20 protein-coding genes are annotated in these 22,803 nt (G+C 74.5%); 13 read left to right on the forward strand and 7 right to left on the reverse strand.

Features of this window, described 5'->3' with window-relative positions:
• The 8 genes from OHS17_RS31135 to OHS17_RS31170 all read left to right on the forward strand — a co-directional run bounded on the left by OHS17_RS31135 (position 1) and on the right by OHS17_RS31170 (position 8,727).
• A complete protein-coding gene (locus OHS17_RS31135; RefSeq protein WP_018099785.1) occupies positions 1-435 on the forward strand; it encodes a GPW/gp25 family protein in 435 nt (144 codons plus the stop codon).
• Positions 432-2,405, forward strand: coding sequence for a putative baseplate assembly protein (locus OHS17_RS31140; RefSeq protein ID WP_330314870.1), 1,974 nt, complete (start codon positions 432-434; stop codon positions 2,403-2,405). Before OHS17_RS31135 ends, OHS17_RS31140 begins: the two co-directional genes overlap by 4 nt.
• A gap of 3 nt (positions 2,406-2,408) precedes the next feature.
• Entirely contained in the window at positions 2,409-2,975 is a 567-nt protein-coding gene (locus OHS17_RS31145; protein WP_330314871.1) for a phage tail protein, read from the forward strand.
• A gap of 305 nt (positions 2,976-3,280) precedes the next feature.
• Positions 3,281-4,222 carry an NADase-type glycan-binding domain-containing protein gene (locus OHS17_RS31150; protein ID WP_330314872.1) on the forward strand — a complete coding sequence of 314 codons (942 nt, stop codon included), beginning with the start codon at positions 3,281-3,283 and terminating at the stop codon, positions 4,220-4,222.
• Between the two features lie 64 nt (positions 4,223-4,286).
• Complete coding sequence (locus tag OHS17_RS31155; RefSeq protein ID WP_330314873.1) at positions 4,287-4,739, forward strand: flavodoxin family protein; 453 nt, start codon at positions 4,287-4,289, stop codon at positions 4,737-4,739.
• A gap of 96 nt (positions 4,740-4,835) precedes the next feature.
• Entirely contained in the window at positions 4,836-6,206 is a 1,371-nt protein-coding gene (locus tag OHS17_RS31160; protein ID WP_330314874.1) for a hypothetical protein, read from the forward strand.
• A gap of 53 nt (positions 6,207-6,259) precedes the next feature.
• Positions 6,260-7,501: an AAA family ATPase gene (locus OHS17_RS31165; RefSeq protein ID WP_330314875.1), complete on the forward strand. Its 1,242-nt coding sequence runs from the start codon at positions 6,260-6,262 to the stop codon at positions 7,499-7,501.
• On the forward strand, positions 7,498-8,727 hold the full coding sequence (locus OHS17_RS31170; protein ID WP_330314876.1) for a vWA domain-containing protein: 1,230 nt from the start codon (positions 7,498-7,500) through the stop codon (positions 8,725-8,727). Before OHS17_RS31165 ends, OHS17_RS31170 begins: the two co-directional genes overlap by 4 nt.
• Here the strand turns inward: OHS17_RS31170 and OHS17_RS31175 are convergent.
• Positions 8,724-9,341: a TetR/AcrR family transcriptional regulator gene (locus OHS17_RS31175; RefSeq protein WP_330314877.1), complete on the reverse strand. Its 618-nt coding sequence runs from the start codon at positions 9,339-9,341 to the stop codon at positions 8,724-8,726. The two genes, OHS17_RS31170 and OHS17_RS31175, sit on opposite strands and share 4 nt — an antisense overlap.
• A 236-nt stretch (positions 9,342-9,577) precedes the next feature.
• Here OHS17_RS31175 and OHS17_RS31180 point away from each other — a divergent pair, with 236 nt between their 5' ends.
• From OHS17_RS31180 to OHS17_RS31190, 3 genes are read left to right on the forward strand one after another with little or no spacing between them, the layout of a single operon-like run.
• Entirely contained in the window at positions 9,578-10,117 is a 540-nt protein-coding gene (locus tag OHS17_RS31180; RefSeq protein ID WP_330314878.1) for a 2Fe-2S iron-sulfur cluster-binding protein, read from the forward strand.
• Positions 10,114-11,106: an FAD binding domain-containing protein gene (locus OHS17_RS31185; protein WP_330314879.1), complete on the forward strand. Its 993-nt coding sequence runs from the start codon at positions 10,114-10,116 to the stop codon at positions 11,104-11,106. Before OHS17_RS31180 ends, OHS17_RS31185 begins: the two co-directional genes overlap by 4 nt.
• A complete protein-coding gene (locus OHS17_RS31190) occupies positions 11,103-13,235 on the forward strand; it encodes a xanthine dehydrogenase family protein molybdopterin-binding subunit (RefSeq protein ID WP_330314880.1) in 2,133 nt (710 codons plus the stop codon). The genes OHS17_RS31185 and OHS17_RS31190 overlap by 4 nt, the downstream gene beginning before the upstream one ends.
• Here the strand turns inward: OHS17_RS31190 and OHS17_RS31195 are convergent.
• The 6 genes from OHS17_RS31195 to OHS17_RS31220 all read right to left on the reverse strand — a co-directional run bounded on the left by OHS17_RS31195 (position 13,232) and on the right by OHS17_RS31220 (position 20,840).
• Complete coding sequence (locus tag OHS17_RS31195) at positions 13,232-14,842, reverse strand: ABC-F family ATP-binding cassette domain-containing protein (RefSeq protein WP_330314881.1); 1,611 nt, start codon at positions 14,840-14,842, stop codon at positions 13,232-13,234. The genes OHS17_RS31190 and OHS17_RS31195 overlap by 4 nt on opposite strands.
• Positions 14,839-16,473, reverse strand: a complete 1,635-nt coding sequence (gene abc-f / locus OHS17_RS31200) for a ribosomal protection-like ABC-F family protein (RefSeq protein WP_330314882.1) — start codon at positions 16,471-16,473, stop codon at positions 14,839-14,841. The genes OHS17_RS31195 and abc-f overlap by 4 nt, the downstream gene beginning before the upstream one ends.
• Before the next feature lie 226 nt (positions 16,474-16,699).
• Positions 16,700-17,296, reverse strand: coding sequence for a TetR/AcrR family transcriptional regulator (locus tag OHS17_RS31205; protein WP_330314883.1), 597 nt, complete (start codon positions 17,294-17,296; stop codon positions 16,700-16,702).
• A gap of 45 nt (positions 17,297-17,341) precedes the next feature.
• Complete coding sequence (locus OHS17_RS31210) at positions 17,342-18,304, reverse strand: quinone oxidoreductase family protein (RefSeq protein ID WP_330314884.1); 963 nt, start codon at positions 18,302-18,304, stop codon at positions 17,342-17,344.
• A 128-nt stretch (positions 18,305-18,432) separates the two neighbouring features.
• Positions 18,433-19,893: a sulfatase-like hydrolase/transferase gene (locus OHS17_RS31215; protein ID WP_330314885.1), complete on the reverse strand. Its 1,461-nt coding sequence runs from the start codon at positions 19,891-19,893 to the stop codon at positions 18,433-18,435.
• Positions 19,890-20,840, reverse strand: coding sequence for a TauD/TfdA dioxygenase family protein (locus OHS17_RS31220; protein ID WP_330314886.1), 951 nt, complete (start codon positions 20,838-20,840; stop codon positions 19,890-19,892). Before OHS17_RS31220 ends, OHS17_RS31215 begins: the two co-directional genes overlap by 4 nt.
• A 553-nt stretch (positions 20,841-21,393) precedes the next feature.
• On the opposite strand from OHS17_RS31220, the gene OHS17_RS31225 reads away from it, so the two are divergent.
• Together OHS17_RS31225 and OHS17_RS33930 are read left to right on the forward strand one after the other, a co-directional pair.
• Positions 21,394-22,599, forward strand: coding sequence for an ROK family transcriptional regulator (locus OHS17_RS31225; protein ID WP_330314887.1), 1,206 nt, complete (start codon positions 21,394-21,396; stop codon positions 22,597-22,599).
• 88 nt (positions 22,600-22,687) lie between these two features.
• Positions 22,688-22,771, forward strand: coding sequence for a putative leader peptide (locus OHS17_RS33930; RefSeq protein WP_361031313.1), 84 nt, complete (start codon positions 22,688-22,690; stop codon positions 22,769-22,771).
• The last annotated feature ends 32 nt before the right edge of the window (positions 22,772-22,803 follow it).

Raw genomic sequence — 22,803 nt, forward strand, 5'->3', positions numbered from 1 at the left:
ATGGGAGAACAGTTCATCGGGGCCGGGTGGGCCTTCCCGCCGCGTACGGACGCCACCGGGTCCATCGCGCTGGTGCGCGGCGAACGCGAACTGGAGGAGTCCATCCGGCTGATCCTCGCGACCTCGCCCGGCGAACGCCCGATGCGGCCCGAGTTCGGCTGCGCCGTCAACGACTACGTGTTCGCCCCCGCCGACGCCGGAACGGCCGGGCAGCTCGCGTACGAGGTGCGCCTCGCCCTGGAACGCTGGGAACCGCGCATCGAGGTCGCCGACGTCACCGTCCGGTTCGACGCGGCGGACAGCGGGGTGCTGTACATCGACATCGGCTACACCGTGCGCGGCTCCAACGACCCGCGCAACCTCGTCTTCCCGTTCTACGTGATCCCCCAGCACGGACCGGAGACGAACCCCGACGACGAGGAGGCCGGCGCGTGACGCTGCCCAGTCCCCATCTGGACGACCGCCGCTTCCAGGGCCTGGTGGACGAGGCCAAGCGCCTGGTCCAGCAGCGCTGCCCGGAGTGGACCGACCACAACGTGTCGGACCCGGGCGTCACGCTCATCGAGGCGTTCGCGACGATGGTCGACCAGCTCGTCTACCGGGTGAACCGGGTGCCGGAGAAGAGCTACCTCACCTTCCTCGACCTGATCGGCGTACGGCTCCACCCGCCGACGGCCGCGCGCACCGACGTGACGTTCCGGCTGTCCGCGCCCCGCCCCGACCCCGTCGTGGTGCGCGCCGGGACCGAGGTGGCAACCGTCCGTACGGAGACGGAGGAGGCGGTCGTCTTCACGACCTCGTCCGAACTGACCGTCGTGCCGTGCTCGTTCGCCCACCTCGCGACCTGGCCGGCCGCCGAGGAGGTGACCGACCGCACCGAACAGCTCGCCATCGGGCGCGATGTGGCCTGCTTCGGCGCGACGCCCGCCCCCGGAGACTGCCTCTACGTGGGTCTGTCGGCCGCCGTCCCCGCCGGCGTCGTCGTCCTGCGGCTCGACTGCCGCGTGGAGGGCGTCGGTGTGGACCCGCTGCGCCCGCCCCTGGTCTGGGAGGCCTGGGACGGCACCACCTGGGCGGCCTGCGAGGTCGAGAAGGACGACACCGGCGGCTTCAACCGGTCCGGCGAACTCATCCTGCACCTGCCGAGGACCCACACCCCGGCCGCCGTCGTCCGGCGCACCGGAGGCTGGCTGCGCTGCCGCCTGATCGAGGCCGAACCCGGCCGCCCGACCTATCTCGCGCCGCCCGTGGTCCGGTCGGTCACCGCCTTCACCATCGGGGCCACCGTCGCGGCCGAGCACGCCGAGACCATCACCGACGAGGTGCTCGGCGCGGCGGAGGGCGTACCCGGCCAGGCGTTCACCCTGGCCCGCTCGCCCGTCGTGCCGGGGGACTTCGTGGTCGAGGTCGCGGACCCGGCGAGCGGCCCCGAGCCGGAGTACACCCGCTGGACCAGGGTTGACGACTTCGCGCACTCCGGCCCCGAGGACCGGCACATCACCCTGGACCCCAACTCCGGCCGCGTCGAGTTCGGCCCCGCCGTACGCGAACGGGACGGCTCCATCCGCTACTACGGGGCCGTCCCCGCCAAGGGCGCCACGGTGCGGGTGCGCGCGTACCGCACCGGCGGCGGGCTGCGCGGCAACGTCGCCCGGTCCACCCTGAGGATCCTCCGCAGCGCCATCCCCTACGTGGCCCGCGTGGAGAACCGCAGGCCCGCGCTCGGCGGGGTCGACGGGGAGAGCGTCGACAGTGCCCGGGTGCGCGGCCCGATGACCCTGCGCACCCTGCACCGGGCCGTCGTCCCGCACGACTACGAACTCCTCGCCCGCGAGGTCGCCCCGGACGCCGCCCGCGTCCACTGCATCAGGGCCGGGGCCGACGGCGACGAGAACGACGCCACCGCGCAGGGCGTACGGCTCCTCGTCGTACCGGCCGGGCGCAGCGACGACCAGGGCCGCATCGAGTTCGACGAGCTGGTCCCGCCCGCCCAGACCCTGCGCCTCATCGCCGGGCACCTGGACGAGCGCCGCCCGATCGGCGCCCGCCTCGTCGTGGAACCGCCGTTCTACCAGGGCGTCACCGTCGTCGCCTCGGTGCAGGCCGAGCCCGGCGCGGACCGCGACCGCGTACGGGACGCGGCACTGGCCGCGCTGTACGGGTACTTCAACGCCCTGACCGGAGGACCGGCCGGACAGGGCTGGCCGTTCGGGCGCCCGGTCCAGTCCGGGGAGGCGTTCGCGGTGCTCCAGCGGGTGCCGGGCGTGGACCTGGTGGAGGACGTACGCCTCTACCGCGCCGACCCGGTGACCGGTGAGCGCACCGACGCCACCGCCAAGATCCCGCTCGACCGGCACGCGCTGGTCTTCAGCTACGAGCACCAGCTCCGCGTGAGGGGAGCCTGACCCATGCGCACCGGCGTCCCCGGGCTCCCCACCCCGCACCCCCTCAGCGACCAGCTCCCCGCCGTCTACCTGGAGCAGGACTTCCTCCGCCGCTTCCTCACCGCCCTGGACGACGTCCTCGCCCCGGTCCTGCTCACCATCGACAACCTTCCCGCCCACCTGGACCCGCGCAGCGCCCCCGACGACTTCCTGGCCTGGCTGGCGCAGTGGGTGGCGGCGGAGTCCCCCGAGGACGGACCGGTCGAGCGGCGCCGTGAGACCGTACGCGGCGCGGTGGCCCGGCACGCCCGGCGCGGGACGGCGGGCGGCCTCGCCGAGGCGGTGCGCCTGGCCACCGGCGCGGACCCCGAGGTCACGGAGAGCGGCGGTACCGCCTGGTCCACCGGACCCGGCACCACGCTTCCTGGCGCGCCGCGCCCCTGGGTGACGATCCGGGTCCGGGAGGGGCGCGAACGGCCCGTCGACCGGGCCCGGCTGGAAGAACTCATCAGCACGGAGGTGCCGGCCCACGTGGGTTTCACGCTGGAGATCCTGCCCTCGGACGGGGGCGCGGGGGGTGCGACGCGGTGATCTGCGAGTCGTGCGGGACTAGGAACGAACCGGGGCGCGAGTTCTGCGTGTCGTGCGAGGCGTTTCTGGCGTGGGAGGAGGGGGACGAGCCCGCGCCCCCGCAGCCCGGTCCACCGGGGACGACGCCGTCGCCGCCCGTGCAGCCACCCGCCGTGGCTCCCGAGCCGGGACGGGGCGCCGCGCCCCCGACCCCCGCGGCTCCGGCGCCCCGGACCCCCGCGCCCTCGCCGTCCACGCCTCAGGCCCCCGCACCGCCGGACTCGGCGCCCTCAACCCCCGTAACCCCACCGCACCCACCCCATGCGGTGAACCCCCTCCCCGCCATCCCGCCGCAACGCCCGCCGAACCCCGCGTTCCGCGCCCAGGACCCGGACCGCCCGGGCCCGTCACCCCGTACGCCGTCCGGCGCCGCACCCCGCCGCCCCGGCGACCGGCCGGATGTGCCGCCCGGCCCCTCGGCCTGGACGCCCGACGCGTCCGCGCCCGAGCCGCCCGCCGTACCGGTCGGGGGCGCGCCCGTCCGGTGCCCCGGCTGCGGCACCGAGAACGCCCCCGACCGCACCCTGTGCGTCCGGTGCGCCCTGCTCCTCGACCCCGGAGCCCCGCCGGAGGCACGCCCGCCCTGGTGGCGCCGCCTCTTCCGCCGGGGCCCGGCGCGGGGCCACGAGGCCGGGGCGCGTCCGCGACGCCGCCGACGGGGGCCGAGGCTCGGGATCCCCCTCGCGCTGCTCCTGGTCCTGGTGGGGGTGTGGTTCGCGCTGCCCCACCTGTCCGGGCTGCTGGGCCTCGCCAAGGAGGAGACCGGCGCGCCGGAGTCGATGCCGCCCTCCGCGTGCCACGCGTCGAGCGCGGCTCCCGGGCATGCCGCGGCCGCCGCCGTGGACGGCTTCAACAACCGGTACTGGGCGCCCAAGGCCACCGGCGCCGGGGCGGGGGAGTTCCTGGAGTGCACCTTCGACGCGCCGGTCCGGCTGCGGAAGATGGTGGTGTTCCCCGGCACCTCGACGCGCGCGGACGAGTACCTGACGCAGGCCCGGCCGTCCAGGCTCATCGCCGAACTGACCGCGGAGGACGGCACCAAGAGCACGAAGACGATCCGGCTCGCCGATCAGGCGGGCCAGCAGACCTTCGACGTACGGGGCTCGCAGACCGTCCGCATCCGGCTCACGGTCGACTCCGCGTACGGCACCGGCAAGGGGCGCCGGGTGGCGGTCGCCGAGGTCGAGTTCTTCGGCCACCGCTCCTGACACCACAGCGCAGGGTGCGCGCCCCGCTTGCGACGGAGGGAGGGGGACGGCAGGGTTCGGTGCTGTGCCCACTCTCCTGATCGTGCATCACACGCCCTCGCCGAACTGCCAGGCCCTCTTCGAGGCCGTCGTCTCCGGAGCGACGACGGACGAGATCGAGGGCCTACGCGTCGTACGGCGCGCCGCGCTCGCCGCGACGGCGTCCGACGTCCTCGAAGCGGACGGGCTGCTCCTCGGCACCCCGGCGAACCTCGGCTACATGTCCGGGGCGCTCAAGCACTTCTTCGACCAGATCTACTACCCGTGCCTCGACACCACCCAGGGCCGCCCCTTCGGCTACTACGTGCACGGCGGCAACGACGTCACGGGCGCCGTGCGCGGCATCGAGACGATCGCCACCGGCCTCGGCTGGCGCCGCGCGGCGGAGGCCGTGAAGGTGACGGGCGAGCCGAGCAGGGCCGACACCGAGGCGTGCTGGGAGCTGGGCGCCGTACTGGCGGCGGGCCTGACCGAATAAGGGCTGCGCGACCCGCCTCCGGAAGCTACGCTGTGCCGCGATGACGACTCACTCTCTCCAAAGATTGGGGGCCCCGTCCGCGCAAGGTGAGTGCTGATGACCACTCACCGGCCCGACGAGGATCCCTTCCTGTCCTTCTGGCTGCGCGTGCGCGAGTTCGCCGTGCCGCCCTCCATGATCGAAACCGCCACCGCCCGGCGTCGTACCGGCGACTGGGCCGGTGCGTGCGCCGCCGCCGGTGTCGACGTCGACTTCACGCCCCGGGCCCTGGCCCGCACGTACGGGCGGGAACTCGCCGCCCGCGTACGCGCCGACCTGCGCCACCTGGCACCGGACCTGCTGCGCTGGCACATGCCGAGGATCGCCCCACGCGGCCTGCTGCGCCCCGGGCTGACGATCGCGCTCGCGCGGTACGACTCCGAGCCGCGCCCCGGAACCGCCCGTGCCCCGGCCCCCGTGCACCTGGTGGCCAGGACACCCCCGGCGTGGGCGGACGCCGGGCAGCGGATCAGCCTCGGCCTCTGGGACGGCACCGGCCCCGGGACCGTACGCCTGCATCCGCACCCCTACCCCAGCCGACGGTTCCGGCTCGACCTGCACCGCCACCTGTGGGACGCGCGCCACGCCGCCGACCTGCGGGTCCGTGCGGAAGGGGAAGGCGGCGGGGACTCGGAAATCCTCGGCCAGCTGCCACCGGGGCGTCGCTGCGCCGCAGGGCGCTGGGCGGCGGAGGCCGCGCTGCTGCTCGATGCCGAGGGCCGCACCTCGGGCCCCGTCACCGTACGGCTGGGCGGGCGGCACCGGCTGCTGCTGCACGCGACCGCGGAAGGCCGTCTGCGGCTCGCGGACGCCCGGACGGCCGCCGCCCGTACCCCGCTGGTGCTGCCCGACGCGGCCACCTGGGCGCTGCCCGACCTCGAACTCCTGCGCTCCGGCGCGATCGAGGCCGACCGGCTGCACCCCCTCGTCGCGGCCGCGCTCGCAGCCGGGCACGCGCCGGCCGGACCGCCCCCGGCCCCGGCAGGCGCCGGGCACCCGCGCGTCGTGGACTGCCGGGGCGCCCCGCACCGGATCGGCCTGGTCGACGGGGTGCTCTCCGCCCTGGACCACGACCCGGCCGAGGTCCGGCGCGAGGAACTGCTGGTCGCCCTGACCGGGACCCCGCTGCCGTGCCTCAGGGCCATCGATGAGGCCCACCGCCGCCCGGACTGCCTCACCGGGGTACGGGAGCGGCTCGACCACGGCGACATCGCGGGCGCCCTTGCCGTCGTCGAAGGTCTCCTCGGCCCCGGCGCACAGCTCCGGGACGGCCCGCTGCGCGACGAACTGGAGACGGCGGCGCTCCGCCGGATCACCTACGGGCTCTACCGGGCCGACCTCATCGAACCCGGCCCGAGTACCTGCCACCCCGTAACCCCGCCCGCCCCCGCACGCCGCACGCGCCCGCGCCGGGCGGGGGCGCGCTGACGGGTGCGCCCGCACCCCGCACCGGTCCACCACGACTCACAAGGTGATGACACATGCCCGTAAGCACCCTTTCCGCCCTGCCCACGGCCTCCCAGCTCGACATCGCCGGGGCGCTGACCACCCTGCTGCGCGACACGACGACCGAGGCGCGCCCCGACACCCAACTGGAAGCCCTGACGCTGGCCGTCGCCGCCGACCTGCCCGTGCTTCTGTGGGGCGAGCCGGGCATCGGCAAGACCGCCGCCCTCACCCAGCTCGCCGACGACCTCGGGCTGCCCCTCACCACGGTCATCGCCAGCGTGCACGAGCCGTCCGACTTCTCCGGGCTGCCCGTCGTCGGTGACGACCCGGCGGAACAGGGCGTCCCCATGGCACCGCCGGACTGGGCCGTGCGGCTGGTCCGGGCCGGGCACGGACTGCTCTTCCTGGACGAACTGTCCACGGCCCCGCCCGCCGTGCAGGCCGCCCTCCTCCGCCTCGTACTCGAACGGCGTGTCGGTGCGCTCCAACTGCCGCCCGGAGTACGGATCGTGGCCGCCGCCAACCCCCGTTCGTCGGCGGCCGACGGCTGGGAGCTGAGCCCGCCGCTCGCCAACCGGTTCGTCCACCTCCAGTGGACCCACGACCAGGACGTCGTCGTACGCGGTCTCGGCGGGACCTGGCCCCGGGCGACCCTGCCCCGGCTCCGGCCCGAACGCCTCGGCGAGGCCGTCGACTTCGCCCGTCGCGCGGTGTGCGGACTCCTCGCGGCCCGTCCCGCGCTCGTCCATCGGCTGCCCAGCGGCGAGACCCGCAGGGGCGGCCCCTGGCCGTCGCCCCGGAGCTGGGACATGACCCTCACCCTGATCGCCTTCGCCACCGCCGCCGGAGTCTCCCGCGATGTGCTCTCGCTGCTCGTCCGGGGCACGGTCGGGGACGGTCCGGGGCTCGAACTCCTCGCGGCCGTCGACCGTTTGGACCTCCCCGACCCGGAGACGCTCCTGGCCGACCCGGCGGCCGCCGTGCTGCCCGAGCGGGGGGATCTGCGGCAGGCGGTGCTCGACGGGGTGGTCGCGGCGGTGCGCAATCGCCTCGACCGGTCGCGCTGGGACGCCGCCTGGACGCTGCTGGTGCGCGCGGTCGAGACCGGGGCGCCGGACCTGGTCGTCGTCCCGGCGACGACCCTCGCCGCGCTCAGGCGGGAGGAGTGGGACGTGCCCCCGTCGATCGAGGCGCTGACGGGAGTCGTGTCGGTGTCACGCCGCGCCGAGGACGCGGCGGCCCGGGCCGCCGTGGCGACGAAGGGCCGCCGGTGACCGGGGGCGAGCTGGACCGCGACAAGCTCTTCGCGGCCCGGTTGCAGGCCGTCAGGGCCCGCCCGTTCCTGGCGACGGCGCTGTTCGCCCTCCACGTGGTCGAGTCGCGGCGCGTCCCGACGATGGCCGTCGACCGCTACTGGCGGTGCTACGTGTCGCCGTGGTTCGTGGACCGCACACCGGTGGAGGAGCTCGCCGGGGCGTGGGTGCACGAGGTGTCGCACCTGCTGCGCGACCACCACGGGCGCGGCGACCGGTTCGCGCGCCAGGAGGGGCTGACCGGGCCCGGGGAGCGGTTGCGGATGAACATCGCGGCCGACTGCGAGATCAACGACGACGTGTACGGGGACGGGCTGGCCGCCCCCGAGGGCGCCGTGTGGCCCGGGACGCTGGGGCTCCCCGAGGGAAAGCTGATGGAGGAGTACCTGCGCCTGTTCCGGCTCGGGTCCCGTACGCAGGACTTCGCCTGGCTGGACTGCGGCAGCGGCTCCGACGGGCTCGACCGGGAGTGGGACCTCGGACCCGACGGCGCGCACGGGCTCAGCGAGCAGGAACGCGACGCGGTGCGCTTCCGGGTCGCCCAGGGCATCACCGGCCGCCCGGGCCATGCGCCGAGGGCGTGGAAACGGTGGGCGGAGGAGGCGTTCCACCCGCCCCAGGCCTGGCGCGACCTGCTGGGAGCCGCCGTCCGGTCGGCCGTGTCCGGCCCCGGTGCGGGCGACGACTACTCGTACGGGCGTCCTTCGCGGCGCTCGGCCGGGCTGCCCGGGGTGATCCTGCCGAGCCTGCGGCGCAGACCACCGCGCGTCTCCGTGGTCATTGACACCTCGGGCTCGGTCAGCGATGCCGAGCTGGGCAGCGCGCTGCTTGAAGTGTCCGCGATTACCCGTGCAGTGGGCGGCCGCCGGGACCTGGTCTCGGTCCTGTCCTGCGACGCGGCCGCCCGGGTCGTGCACCCGCTGTGCCGCGCGGAGGGCATCCCGCTCGTGGGCGGCGGCGGAACCGATCTGCGTACGGGCTTCGCAAGGGCGCTGCGGACGCACCCCCGGCCCGATGTCGTCGTGGCCCTGACCGACGGCCAGACCCCGTGGCCCTCGGACCGGCCCGCGTGCCGGACGGTGGTGGGCCTCTTCGACCGGCCGGACCGGGGCTCCTGGGTCGAGGACGACCCCGACTACGTACCGGACTCGCCGCCCGCGTGGGCGCGCGTCGTCAACATCGGCTAGTCGGCAGCCCGTTGATCCGGGTGACGGGTCATGCGTTCGACACCCGGCGTCCCCGCCCGCAGCCCGTCCGTCACCAGGTCGAAGAGGCGGGCGGCGCGGGGCTGCCAGTCGCTGTGCGGGTCCAGTTGCCACAGGCCCGCTATGGCGAGGAGGAAGTCGTCCGGGGTCACCCCGGCGCGTAGCGTGCCCGCCGCCTCGTTCGCCGCCAGCAGGAGCGCGATCGCCTCGGTCACCGGACCGTGGCCGACCTGCGCCAGGCTGCCGTGCCCGCTGGTCGCCGCGCGCAGGGCGTCCGCGAGGCCCGCCTTCGCCATGGCGTACCGGGCGAGGCGGTCCAGCCACTCGCGCAGGGCGCGGTCGGCCGGGCGGTCGGCGAGCAGCTGGGCCGCCGCGTCGGCGACCTGCCGCATCTCGTACCGGTACACCTCAAGGACCAGCGCCTCGCGGTGCGGGAAGTTGCGGTAGAACGTGCCCTGGCCGACGCCGGCCTTCCGCGCGATCACGCTCACCGGGGTGTCCGCGGCCCGGGTCAGCTCGGCGAGCGCGACCGCCAGGATGCGTTCGCGGTTGCGCTGCGCGTCCGGGCGCGTGGGCGTGCTCCTCGCGTCCCGCACCCTTCCCCCCTCCCGAGCCGCGGCCGGGGACGGCCTTGCTCGCCGGACAGCTGTCCGTTAGGTTCGACAACCAAGCGGACAGCTGTCCGCTTGTCTCCACCGCAGCGCCGGATCAGGCCACTTGACCGACCGGCTTCCGTCGGCCCCCCACCCGCACGCCGCGCTCTCCGCCTCCCGCACCGGCCGCTCGCCGTCGGGTGCGGAGCGCTCGAAGCACCTGCGAAAGAAGGCTGATCATGGCCCCATCGACGTCCAGCGCCGTCACCCTGCGCGTCAACGGCGAAAAATACACGCTGACCGTCGACCACCGCACCACCCTCCTCGACGCGCTGCGCGAGCGGCTCGACCTGACCGGTACCAAGAAGGGGTGCGACCAGGGCCAGTGCGGCGCCTGTACGGTGCTGCTCGACGGCCGCAGGGCCGTGGCCTGCCTCCAGCTCGCGGTGGCGGCCGAAGGGCGCGAGATCACCACCATCGAGGGCGTCGCGGACGGCGACCGCCTGCACCCCGTGCAGCAGGCGTTCCTGGACCTCGACGGCTACCAGTGCGGCTACTGCACCCCGGGCCAGATCTGCTCCGCCCTCGCGGTCATCGAGGAGCACGCCGCCGGCTGGCCCAGCGCCGTCACCGAGGACGTGCGGGCCGGGGCGCCCGCGCTCACCGCCGACGAGATCCGTGAGCGCATGAGCGGCAACCTCTGCCGCTGCGGGGCGTACGCACAGATCGTGCAGGCGGTCGCCCGCGCTGCCGACCAGGCCAAGGAGGCGGTCGCATGAGGGAGTTCGGCTACGAACGAGCCCATGACGTCGCCGGAGCGGTGGCCCTCCTCGGCACCGACCCCGGCGCCCGGCTCCTCGGCGGCGGCACCAACCTGGTCGACCTGATGAAGGCGGGCGTGGAGCGCCCCAGCCTCCTCATCGACGTACGGGAACTCCCTCTGGACGAGGTCCGGTTCAGCCCCGAGGACGGCCTGCGCATCGGTGCCACCGTCACCAACAGCGACCTGGCGGCCCACCCCGAGGTACGGCGTCACTATCCGGCCCTGTCCCAGGCGCTGCTCGCCGGGGCGTCCGGGCAGCTGCGCAACATGGCCACCGTCGGCGGCAACCTCCTCCAGCGCACCCGCTGCGGCTACTTCGCCGACCTCGCCAAACCCTGCAACAAACGGGCCCCCGGCACCGGCTGCCCCGCCCGCGCGGGCGACCACCGCAACCACGCCATCCTCGGCGCGTCGGAGCACTGCGTCGCCACGCACCCCTCCGACATGGCGGTCGCGCTCGCGGCGTTCGACGCGGTCGTCTCGTACGAAACGGCCGACGGACCGGGCGACTTGCCGGTCGAGGAGTTCTACCTTCCGGTGGGCGACACCCCGCACATCGAGACCGCGCTCCCCGCCGGAGCCGTGATCACCGGCGTCACGCTGCCGCCCGCCCCGGCCGCCGCGCACTCCCGCTACCGCAAGGTGCGCGAGCGTGCCTCGTACGCCTTCGCGATCGGCTCGGTCGCCGCCGCCCTCGACGTACGCGACGGAGTCGTCCGCGACGTCCGCCTCGCGTTCGGGGCCGTCGCCTCCCGGCCGTGGCGGGCCCGCATCGCCGAACGGGCACTGACCGGCGGCCCGGCCGACGGGACCGCGTTCGCCGCGGCGGCCGAGGCCGAACTGGCCGCCGCCCGGCCGCTGCCCGAGAACGGCTACAAGGTGACGCTGATGCGCAACCTCGTCGTCGCCGAGCTCACCCGACTCACCGAGGAGGCCGCCCGATGACCACGACGACCGGCACCACCACCGCCACCGGAGCCGTGGGTTCGGGCCGTGCCCGGGTGGAGGGCCGCGACAAGGTCACCGGCACCGCCCGTTACGCGGGCGAGATCCCCTTCGCCCGGCTCGCCCACGGCTGGCTGGTCCTCTCCACGATCGCCCGGGGCCGGATCACCGCCGTGGCGGACGAGCCCGTCCTCGCCCTGCCGGGCGTGCTCACCGTCCTCCACCACGGGAACGCCCCGCGCGTCGACACCGGCTACGTGGGCATGCTCGGCCGCCCCAACCCGGTCGTCGGGCTCTTCCAGCACGACCGGGTGCCGTTCGTGGGCTGGCCGGTGGCCCTCGTGGTGGCCGAGACCCCCGAACAGGCCCGGGAGGCCGCCGAAGCGCTGGTCGTCAACTACGAGGAGGAACCGCACGACGTGGCGTTCCGCGCCGGGCGCGCCGACGCCTACCGGCCCGAGGACTCCCCGATGGTGCGGGCCGACACGGAGAAGGGGGACCTCCGGGCGCGGATCGACGGAGCCGCCTTCGTCGTGGACGCGGAGTACACGACGCCGGAGGAACACCACTGCTCGATGGAGCCGCACGCCGCGACCGCCCGCTGGGACGACGGCCGGCTCGACGTCACGGACTCCAACCAGGGCAGCTCCTGGGTGGCCGGAGAACTCACCCAGCTCTTCTCGCTCGACCCGGCCTCGGTGCGCGTGCGCTCCGAACACATCGGCGGAGCCTTCGGATCGAAGGGCCTGAGCGTCCATCAGGTCGCCGCCGTCATGGCGACCACCGCCCTCCACCGGCCCGTACGCGTCGTCATGACCCGCCGTCAGATGTTTTCGCTCGTCGGCTACCGCAGCCCCACCGCCCAGCGCGTCAGGGTCGCGGCAGACGCCGACGGCCGACTCTGCGCCTTCGACCACGAGGCGCTGAACCTCACGTCCCACGTGCATGAGTTCATCGAGACGAGCGCCGTGCTCGGCCGGGTGCTGTACGACGCCGACGCGCACCGCACCCGGCACCGGATCCTGCGGCTCGACGTGCCCACGCCGACGTGGATGCGCGCCCCCGGCGAGGCACCCGGCTCCTTCGCCATCGAGTCGGCCCTCGACGAACTCGCCGAGAAGTGCGGCGTGGACCCCCTCGCCCTGCGGGCGCGCAACGAACCCGTCACCGGACCCGTCTCCGGCCTGCCGTTCAGCAGCCGCAACCTGCTCGCCTGCTTCGAGGAGGGCGCCCGCCGGTTCGGCTGGGCGGACCGCGATCCGCGCCCCGGCCTGCGCCGCGATGGGCGCTGGCTGCTCGGGACCGGGACGGCCGCCGCCTCCTACCCCTCGGGCGTCGGCCGCTCCACCGCCGCCGTCACCGCCGAGGCCGACGGCACCTTCACCGTACGGGTCAACGCGTCGGACATCGGCACCGGCGCCCGCACCGCCATGACACTCGTCGCCGCCGAAGCGCTCCGGGCGGACCCGGACCTGGTGCGGGTGCGCATCGGCGACAGCGACCTGGGCCACGCGATGATCGCGGGCGGCTCCACCGGCACCCGCTCCTGGGGCTGGGCGGTGCGCCTCGCGGCGGCCGACCTCCGCGAACGGCTCGCACTGGGCGGCGGCATCCCGCCCGAGGGGATCACCGCCCGCGCGGACACCGCCGACGCCATCGCCGCCCTGCCGCAGCAGGAACGGCATTCATTCGGCGCCCAGTTCGCCGAGGTCGCCGTCGACGTCACCACCGGCGAGGTCCGGGCCCGCCGCCTGCTGGGCATCTTCGCGGCGGGCAGGATCGTCAACCCCCTCACCGCCCGCAGCCAGCTCATCGGCGGCATGACCTGGGGCCTGTCCATGGCGCTCCACGAGGAAGCGGTCCGCGACGTGGCGACCGGCGGCCACGTCAACGCCGACCTCGCCGGATACCACGTCGCCTCCCACGCCGATGTGCCGCTCATCGAGGCGGACTGGGTGGACGACCCGGTGCCCGGCGACCCCGTCGGCATCAAGGGCATCGGCGAGATCGGCATCGTGGGCGTCGCCGCCGCCATCGCCAACGCGGTGTGGCACGCGACGGGCGTACGCCACCGCGCACTGCCGATCCGCCCGGACCGCGTCCTGCGAGCGGCGGCCGACACCCCCTAATCACCCAGCCGCACCGCACGCCCCCGCCAACGACGCCGCAGCCAGCGGTCGTGGCTGGCGACCACGACCGCGCCCGGTCCGGGGCCCAGCGCCTCCTCCAGCTCGTCGCACAGCGCGGGGGAGAGGTGGTTGGTCGGTTCGTCAAGGAGCAGCAGCTCCGGCGGGCGGGCCATCAGCAGCGCGAGCGCGAGCCTGCGCCGCTGGCCCGCCGACAGCTGCCGCACCTCCTTGCCCAGGTCCGCCTCGCGCAGCAGCCCGAGCGAGACCAACGGCACCAGCTCCGCCCGGTCGGCGCCCAGCACCCGCACGTAGGTGTCGGCGACGGTACGGTCCGGCCGGGCGAACACGCTGTCCTGCGCGAGCACCCCGACAGTAAGACCCGGCCGCCGGACCACCTCACCGAACGCCACCGGCCGGCCCGCGAGCACCGCGATCAGCGTCGACTTCCCCGTGCCGTTGCCGCCCGTGACCAGCAGCCGGTCGGACGCCCCGACGTCGAGCTCGTCGATGGCCAGCCGGCCGGGGAACCGCACCCCGCGCAGGGACACCAGCGTGCCCGGCTCGGACGGCCGGGCCCGCTCGGGGTACCGGAACCGCAGCGGACTGGGCGGTTCGGCGACCTGGCCGCGCTCCGCCTCGTCCAGGCGGCGGGTCGCGTTGCGGACCCGGCGCGCGATCTGGCTCTGCACCCGGCCCGCCCGCACCCCGTACCCCATCTTCTCGCTGTCGCGGGGCCCCCGGTCGGGCGCGACCTGGCGCGCGGTCACCGCCGCCGACCGGCGCAGCTCCCCGATCTCCTCCTGCTCCTCGGCGTACCGGCGCTCCCACCGGGCCCGCTCCGCCCGCTTCTCCGCCAAGTACGCGCTGTACCCGCCGCCGTACCGTACGGGCCCGTCGACCGCCGGATCCAGGTCGATGAGGTCCGTGCAGACGGCGTCCAGGAACGCCCGGTCGTGGCCGGCGACCACCACGGGTCCCGGCATCGTCCGCAACTGCTCCTCCACGAACGCGGCGGCCTCGTCGTCCAGATGGTTGGTCGGTTCGTCAAGGATCAGGGCGGCCGGCCGCCGCACCAGCAGCGCGGCGAGCGCGAGCCGGCCGCGCTGCCCGCCCGAGAGCGAGCGGATCGTCCGACCGTGCGGCAGGGAGCCGAGCCCGAGCCCGTCGAGCACGACGGCCGCGCGCCGGTCGGCGTCCCAGACCTCCCGCTCCTCCGCCTGTTCGAGCCGTCCGCCGTACGTCTCCAGGAGCTCGGCGTGCTCCGGAGCGTCCTCCGGCGTACGGGAGAGCAGACCGGAGAGCCGGTCCAGCTCGGCGAGATCGGCCCGCGCCTCGCGCAGCGCGTCGTCCAGGACGCCCGCGAGGGTGGAGTCCGCGTCGAACGGCATCTCCTGGTGCAGGAACCCCACATCTTCGGGGCGGGTCACCTGCCCGGCGTCGGGCTCGTCCACCCCGGCGAGCAGCCGCAGGAGTGTCGACTTGCCGACACCGTTCTCACCGATGAGGCCGATGCGGTCGCCGGGCGACGCGGTGAGTGAAACCCCGTCCAGGACACGCTTCGTACCGAGGACGCGGACCAGGTCGTGGGCATGGAGGGCGCTGCTCATGCTTCCGGTGCCCCCGTCTCCCGCAGTTCCCCGTCCGCCAGCCGCAGCCACCTTGTCACTCCGGTCCGTTCCAGGAACCGTTCGTCGTGGCTGACCACCACGAACGCGCCCCGATAGGAGGCGAGCGCGCTCTCCAGCTGGCCGGCGCTCACCAGGTCCAGGTTGTTCGTCGGCTCGTCCAGGAGCAGCAGCTGCGGGGCCGGTTCCGCGCACAGGACGCAGGCCAGGGTGGCCCGCAGCCGCTCGCCTCCGGACAGCACGCCGACCGGCAGATGGGCGCGGTCCCCGCGGAAGAGGAAGCGCGCGAGCAGGTTCATGCGCTCGGCCTCCTCCCGGTGCGGGGCGTACGCGGCGAAGTTCTCGGCCACCGTGCGCCCGAGGTCGAGCAGGTCGAGGCGCTGCGAGAGGTACGCGATCCGCCCGTCGGCCCGCCGGATCGACCCGCCGTCCGGCTCCAGGTCCCCGTTGACCAGCCGCAGCAAGGTGCTCTTGCCGGCCCCGTTGGGCCCGGTCAGCGCGATGCGCTCGGGGCCCCGGATCGTCAGCCCGACGCCCTCGCCGGAGAACTGCTCCCGGCCGCCGAGACGCACCCGCAGCTCTTCGGCGAGCAGCACGGTGCGACCGGCGGGCACATCGGTGTCCGGCAGATCGAGCGTGATGCGCTGCTCGTCACGTACCGCACGCCCCGCCTCGTCCAGGCGGGCCTGTGCCTCGCCGACCCGGGCGGCGTGCGTCTGGCCCGACTTGCCGGCGGCCTCCTGGGCGCCGCGCTTCATGTTCCCGGCGAAGATGCGGGGCAGGCCCGCGTTCTTGAGGTTGCGGGCCGCGTTGCTCGCGCGCCGGTCGGCCCGCTCGCGGGCCTGCTGCATCTCGCGCTTCTCCCGCTTCAGCTCCTGTTCGGCGTTGCGGACGTTCTTCTCCGCCACCTCCTGCTCGGCCCGCACGGCTTCCTCGTACGCCGTGAAGTTGCCGCCGTACAGCCGCAGTTCCGACGGGCCGAGTTCGGCGATGCGGTCCATGCGGTCCAGGAGCGCGCGGTCGTGGCTGACGAGCAGCAGCGTGCCGTTCCACGACTCCAGCGTGTCGTAGAGGCGGAGCCGCGCGTCGAGATCGAGGTTGTTCGTCGGCTCGTCGAGGAGCAGGACGTCCGGCCGCTTCAGCAGCTGGGCCGCGAGGCCGAGCGAGACGACCTGCCCTCCGCTGAGCGTGCCGATGCTGCGGTCCAGGGCGATGCCGTCCAGGCCGAGCCGGTCGAGCTGGGCGCGGGTGCGCTCCTCGATGTCCCAGTCGTCGCCGATGACCGCGAAGTGCTTCTCGTCCACGTCACCGGACTCCACGGCGTCCAGCGCGCGGATCACCGCGTCGACGCCCAGGACCTCGGAGACCGACAGGTCCCCGGTCAGGGGCAGGCTCTGCGGGAGGTAGCCGAGGGTGCCGTCGACGGTGACGGAACCGGCGCCCGGCCTCAGCTCACCGGCGAGCAGCTTGAGCAGGGTGCTCTTCCCGGAGCCGTTGGCGGCGACGAGACCGGTGCGGCCGCTGCCCACGCTGAAGGACAGGCCGGAGAAGACCGGGGTGTCGTCCGGCCAGGAGAAGGAGAGGTTCGAGCAGATGAGGGATGCGTCGGACATACGGGACCTCGCGTGTGAATCCGGGGACGGCAGACACCACGGCCCCGGAGAAATGGTCTGAGGGAACAACGACATGGCCACTGCGGCGGCGCCCTGGGCGCCCGCTGCGGCTATGGAGCTCCGGGATCACCCGGAGATGTCGTCGTCGCCTGCCATGTCTGGTCTCCTCGTACACGCTGAACGGCCCGTCGATCTTAGCAGCCGTCCCCGTTCACGGCCTTCCGATTCAGGCGCGCGCCCGTCGGCGCAGGTCGGCGATGCCCTGGTCCAGGGCCGCCTCCAGGTGGCCCGGGCCGCCGGTGGACAGCAGGATCACCACACCGCCCTGGATCCCGGCCAGCAGGGCCGCCGCCGAGCGGTCCGCGTCCCGGTCGGCGTCGATCTCGCCGATCGACTGCATGTGCCGGATTCCGGCGGCCAGCGCGTCCTGCCAGCGTTGCAGCAGTTCGGTGGCGACGGCCTGCGCGCCCGACGAGGCCGGGCCGATCCGCGAGACGGCGATGTCGAGCGGACACTCCCGGCCCTGCTCGCGGTAGCGGGCGACGACCTTGTCGCGCCAGCGCAGCCAGGCGGGCCACGAGGTGAGGGCGCTCAGCTCCGGCTGCTGGTCGCCGATCACCCGGTCCGCCTCGTGGTGGGCGACGGCCAGCATCAACTCGTCCTTCCCGCCGGGGAAGTAGTGGAACAGCTGGCTCTTGCTGGTCGAGGTGAGGGCCAGGACGTCATCGAGCGTCAGCGTGAACACACCGTGCCGCCGGATCGCCGTGGCGGCGCCCTCGACGATGCGCTGTTTGGTCGCGGCGCCCTTGGCGGTCAGCGGCACGATGTCTCTCCTTCTCCGCGGTCATGAACGGGTCCGTGCGTGAGGTCAGGGAATCAGCAGCAGCTTTCCGGTGGTTCGGCGGGACTCCAGATCGCTGTGGGCCCGCGCCGCGTCCGAGAGCGCGTACCGCCCGCCGATGCGCGGGGACACCTGTCCCGCCCGCACCATCGCGAAGACCTCCCCGGTCCGCGCGACCAGCGCCTCCCGGGTGGGGACGTGGTCCTGCACGGTCGGGTACGACAGCAGGATGCTGCTCGGCAGGTCGGTCACCGAGAGCGACGGTACGCCCATGAACGGGCCGTAGTAGGCGTGCACCCCGTGCAGGCGAAGGGCCAGCTGCGAGGACCGGAACGTCGAGGTCCCGCCCCCGTCGTACACGACATGGGCGCCCTCGCCGTCCGTCAGCTCGCGCACCCGGTCCTCGAACCCGGCCCCGGACGACACCAGGACGTGGTCCGCACCGGCCGCCTCGGCGATGGCCGCCTTCTCCGGGCGGGAGACCAGGCCGATGACCCGGCCGCCGCGCGCCTTGATCATCTGGGTCAGCATGAGCCCCACACCACCGGCGGCGGCGTGCACCACGGCGGTGTCGCCGGGGCCGACGGCGTACGTCTCGGTGGTGAAGTGGTTCGCCGTGAGCCCCTGCATCATCACCGCGGCCGCCGTCTCGTCCGGCACCTCGGCGGGCACCTTGACCAGCCGGTCCGCCGGGACGGACAGGAGCTCCGCGTAGCTGCCCGGGTGGTAGAACCAGGCCACCCGGTCACCGACGGCCAGATCCTCGACGCCCTCGCCGAGCGCGGTCACGTACCCCATGCCCTCGGCGCCGAGCACGGTCGGGGCGGCCCAGCCCGGGCCGCCCACCTTGCGGGCGCCCACGTCCATGAAGTTCACCCCGGCGGCGCCGAGGCGGACCAGGGCCTCGCCGGGGGCGGGGACGGGGTCCGGGAGTTCGGTCCAGGCCATGACCTCGGGGCCGCCGTGCTCGGTGATGCGGATCGCGTGCATCGGGTGTGCCTCTCCATGAGCCGTCACCGCGACCCGTGTGCCGCGGTGAGTCAGGCCACCGTAGAAAGGCAAAAATGGACCGGCAAGTCCAGTCCGGGGGCGGCGGGAGACCCCGCCCGCCCCCGGTGTCACCCGCGCGGGCTGTGGCCGAACCGGACCCCCTCCCACGGCGTTGCGGACGGGAAGGACTCCGCGCGGCGCTGCCCGGACGGGCGTGCCGCCGCCCGTACGACGGCGGGCTCCGCGCCCTCGATCCGCACCAGCCAGTCCAGGAGCTCCCGGCGCAGTTCATCGGCGACCGCGCGGTGCGAGTCGAGGCCGACGAGATTGTCCAGCTCGTACGGGTCGGCCGCCAGGTCGTACAGCTCCGTCTCCGTGTAGTGGTCCGCGCCCGGGTCGTTCCAGGCGTCCGCGTCCGGTGCCTCCACCGCATACTTCCAGCGTGAGGTGCGCACCGCGCGCCCCACCCGGTCCTCGCTGATCTGGACGAACACGGAACCGGGCCGTTCGGGATCGCGGCCCCCTCCGGTCAGCGGCAGCAGGGAGCGCCCCTGCACGCCCGACGGGACCGGGAGGCCGGCCGCCGCGAGCAGGGTCGGCATCAGGTCCACCGTGGAGACCGGCCGGCGGACGAGCCCGCCGCCGCTGAAGCCGGGCCCGGTGGCTGCCAGCGGCACCCGGACCGATGCCTCGTGGGCCGAGCGCTTGTACTCGCTGTTGCGGGTACGGAAGTGGGAGCCGTGGTCCGCCGTCCAGGCCAGGACCGTGTTCTCCTCGGTGCCCAGGCTCCGCAGGGCGTCGCGCAGCCGGCCCACCCCCTCGTCGACCCGTTTGATCTGGCCCAGGTACCCGGCGAGGTGGCGGTGCGCCCCGCCCTGCTCGGCCCCCGGGGAGAGCGCGGCCAGGTCGGGTGGCAGCCAGGCACCCTCGTAGCGCTCCCGGTAGCCCGCCGGGGCCGGGTAGTCGTCGGTGGGGTTCTGGTGGTGCGGCTCCAGCAGCGACAGGAAGAGGAGGTACGGCCGGTCGTGGTGGTCGGCGACGAACCGGATCGCCGCGTCGATCAGCGCGTCCGAGCGGTAGCCGGGCAGCCGCACCGGCGCGCCGTCCTCGTCGTGCACCACCGTGCGGTACGCGTCCGAGGTGAACTCCAGCCGGTCGGACGCAAGCCACGTGCCGTAACCGCCCCGGCGGGCGGCCGGCACCGGCCCGTCGGGGTTGTCGTCGCCCGCCAGGTGCCACTTCCCGATGTAGCCGGTGGTGTATCCGGCCGCCGCGAACTCACCGGCGAGCGTGGGAATGTCCCCGGGGAGCGGCAGCCCGTTGCGGAAGACACCGGTGGCCGTGGGGTACCGGCCGGTCTGGAGCGACGAACGGGCGGGCGCGCAGACCGGGTTGGGCGTGACCGCCTGCTCGAAGAGGGTGCCCTCGCGCGCGATGCGGTCGAACTCCGGTGTCACACCGGCCCGGTTGCCGTGCACCCCGGCGGTGTCCCAGCGCTGCTGGTCGGTGAGGACCACGATCACCTGCGGGCGTGCCCCGGAGGGCGGCGCCGGGACGCCGCCCTCCGGGATCGGGGAGTGCTCGCTCACGCAGCCGTCGCCTCGGCGGTGGAGGCGCCGGACGGGATGCCGAAGGACGGGTCCGGCACCGCCTCGGGGCTGATGAGCGTGGAGGAGCGGCCGTCGACGCCGACCGGCACGTCACCGTCGATGGTGACGCGGCGGAGCTTGCGCTCGTGGGTGTCGGAGTCGTCCACGCCGTAGTGCTGGGTGGCGCGGTTGTCCCAGATCGCCACGTCGCCCACCTGCCAGTCCCAGCGCACGGTGTTCTCCGGGCGCTCGATGTGCGACTGGAACAGCTCGACCAGGGCCCGCGAGTCGCGCCCGTTCAGCCCGCTGATCCGCTGCACGAAGTTGCCCAGCAGCAGGACGCGTTCGCCCGTCTCGGGGTGCACGCGGACCACCGGGTGCTCGGTGAGGAACTTGGTCGACGTGAACACCTCCCGGTACTGCTGAAGCGCCTCCGGCAGGGCGTTGGGCCGCACCGCCGCGTAGTCGTAGTCGTTGGAGTGGACGGCCCGCAGCCCGTCCGCCAGGGTGCGCAGCTGCTCGGGCAGCTCCGCGTAGGCGGCGGCCGTGTTGGACCACAGGGTGTTGCCGCCGTACGGGGGGATCACGACGGCCCGCAGGATGGAGAAGGCCGGGTAGGCGGGGACGAAGGTGACGTCGGTGTGCCACTGGTTGGCCCGGCCGCCGTGGTCGGAGTCGATGCCCAGCGAATACCGCCCGTCGGCGGACGGCACGGTCGGGTGGGCGACCGGCGTGCCGAGCAGCCGGCCGAACGCCTCGTGGCTGTCCTCGTCCAGGTGGTCCTGCTCCCGGAAGAAGACGACCTTGTGGGCGAGGAGCGCGGCCCGGACGGCGGCGACCGTCTCCGGGTCGAGGTCGCCGCCGAGCCGGACACCGGAGATGACCGCGCCGATGCGGCCGCCGAGCTGCTGGACGGTGACGGCGGGGGCGGTGGTGGTGGAGGACATGGGGTTTCCCTTCGAGGAGGTGCCCGTCACGGCCGGGCGCAGGGCGCGGCCGGTGGCAAGCCAATTACTTGTGGAGCGGAATTAATTGGGGCGGGAGGCGCCCACGGGCGGAGACGGTGCACTTCCCGGAGCGAGAACGCGCGGGGTGACCGGCTCGGGAGAGGGAGGGGTGGTGCGGTGGTACGCCGGTGAGGTCAGGCGGCGGTACAGCGGCCCGGACACACGGGCTGAGGGGCGGGGCGGCCGGCGCGGGCGGGCCGCGCATCGGTGAGTGCCGTCGCGAACATGTCCCGGAGACTCGCAGCGCCCCGCCGGGTACGTCAAGCGCCCGCCGCCGCCCCGCGGGGCGTACGGGAGTGGTTCAATCGGCGCCTGCACGGGGCCACCGGACATCCCCGACGGAGCCGAAAAACCCTTGCTGGCCTGCGAGTTCACCCGATCACCCGGGCAGTGCGCGGGCGCCGCCTCCGGGCCCGGTCACCGGCCCCGTGCGAATTCACGCCGCCGTAACGTTGCGAGCGCCCCACCGGCGCAGGACCGAAGGAAGGCCCTCATGACCGCCGCCCCCCGCCTCTTCCGCGCGACCGGTGACGGAAGGCGCGAGACCAACGCCGCCACCGTGCTGCGCACCGTCCTGGACCACGGACCCGTCGCCCGCCGGACGATCGCCGACCGCTCCGGGCTGAGCCAGGCCGCCGTGTCGCGCCAGTGCACCGATCTCGTACGGCTGGGCCTGGTCCGGGAGTTGCCCGAGCTGAGCGCCGGAAACGGGGTGGGCCGGCCGCAGATCCCGGTCGACCTGCACACCGGTGAGAGCGGCGGGCCCCTGGTCGCCGGCGTGCACATCGGCGTGCCCGCGTCGACGTTCGGCCTGCTGGACCTGCGCGGCCGGCTGCTCGACCGGCGCACCTTCCCGCACGACGGCATCGCCGCCGGGGACCTGCCGCCGAGGATCGCGCGCGGGCTGCGCGCCTTCCTGGACGACGTCCGGCGCGACCGGCCGCTGCTGGGGGTGGGCGCGGCCCTCGGCGGTTGGGTCGAGCCGGGCTCGGGCACGGCCGTGCGGCACGCCTCGCTCGGCTGGGCCGGCCGCCCGCTCGCCGCCGAACTCGCCCGTGGGCTGGACGGCCCGGAGGTGCGCGTCGACAACCACGCCCGGGCCGTGGCCCAGTCCGAGATCCTGTTCGGCCGGCCCGAGGCGCGGCGCAGCCTGGTCCACCTGTTCATCGGCAACGTGGTCGACGCGGCGCTCGGCATCACCGGGGTGGTGCACCAGGGCCCCGGGTCCGGTGCCGGGGACGTGGCCCACCTCCCAGTGCCGGACTCCACGGTGGTCTGCCCCTGCGGGCGTTCGGGGTGCCTGGAGGCGACCGCCTCGAACACCGCGATGGCACGGACCGCCGTGCGGCGCGGCATCGTGCCCTGGCCCGACGCCTTTCTGGTGGTGGACGCGGCGGCGGCCGGTGACCGGCGCGCCGACCGGCTGCTGCGCGAGCGGGCCCGTGCGGTGGGCCGGGCGACGGCCCTGCTGCTCGACGTCCTCAACCCCGACCTCGTGGTCGTCACCGAGCACGCCAGCCTGACCAACCCGGAGTACCTGGAGGAGATCAGGGGCGCCGCGGTCGACCACTCGCACGTCTGCCGGGACCCCGAACGCATCGTCAGTCCGCATGCCGGGACGGCCGTCCTCCCGGTCGCGGCCGGTGCCGTCGTCCTGAACCCGCTGTTCAGAAGCCCTCTGGCGGCGTCGGTGCGGTAGCCGGCCACCGGAGGACGGAAAGCGCTTCGTACCAGGATGCGGACAAGGCAGGTTGACCGTCCGGCGAGGCCGCTGTCATATTGCTCCCGTGAACCCGGACAAGCGCCTCGTCTCCCGCAGGCACGTCGACCTCTGTCGACAGGCCAGCGCGGTCTGTGCCGTCCGCCGCTGACCCGGACCGCGGCGCGTGGCCGAATGGCCCCC

Origin of the sequence: Streptomyces sp. NBC_00523 (assembly GCF_036346615.1) — a bacterium.
Lineage (GTDB): Bacteria > Actinomycetota > Actinomycetes > Streptomycetales > Streptomycetaceae > Streptomyces.

Coding starts and splice junctions, on each gene's coding strand:
- OHS17_RS31135 (WP_018099785.1), top strand. CDS start 1: ATGGGAGAACAGTTCATCGGGGCCGGGTGGGCCTTCCCGCCGCGTACG.
- OHS17_RS31145 (WP_330314871.1), top strand. CDS start 2,409: ATGCGCACCGGCGTCCCCGGGCTCCCCACCCCGCACCCCCTCAGCGAC.
- OHS17_RS31160 (WP_330314874.1), top strand. CDS start 4,836: ATGACCACTCACCGGCCCGACGAGGATCCCTTCCTGTCCTTCTGGCTG.
- OHS17_RS31165 (WP_330314875.1), top strand. CDS start 6,260: ATGCCCGTAAGCACCCTTTCCGCCCTGCCCACGGCCTCCCAGCTCGAC.
- OHS17_RS31180 (WP_330314878.1), top strand. CDS start 9,578: ATGGCCCCATCGACGTCCAGCGCCGTCACCCTGCGCGTCAACGGCGAA.
- OHS17_RS31185 (WP_330314879.1), top strand. CDS start 10,114: ATGAGGGAGTTCGGCTACGAACGAGCCCATGACGTCGCCGGAGCGGTG.
- OHS17_RS31190 (WP_330314880.1), top strand. CDS start 11,103: ATGACCACGACGACCGGCACCACCACCGCCACCGGAGCCGTGGGTTCG.
- OHS17_RS31195 (WP_330314881.1), bottom strand. CDS start 14,842: ATGAGCAGCGCCCTCCATGCCCACGACCTGGTCCGCGTCCTCGGTACG.
- abc-f (WP_330314882.1), bottom strand. CDS start 16,473: ATGTCCGACGCATCCCTCATCTGCTCGAACCTCTCCTTCTCCTGGCCG.
- OHS17_RS31210 (WP_330314884.1), bottom strand. CDS start 18,304: ATGCACGCGATCCGCATCACCGAGCACGGCGGCCCCGAGGTCATGGCC.
- OHS17_RS31220 (WP_330314886.1), bottom strand. CDS start 20,840: ATGTCCTCCACCACCACCGCCCCCGCCGTCACCGTCCAGCAGCTCGGC.
- OHS17_RS31225 (WP_330314887.1), top strand. CDS start 21,394: ATGACCGCCGCCCCCCGCCTCTTCCGCGCGACCGGTGACGGAAGGCGC.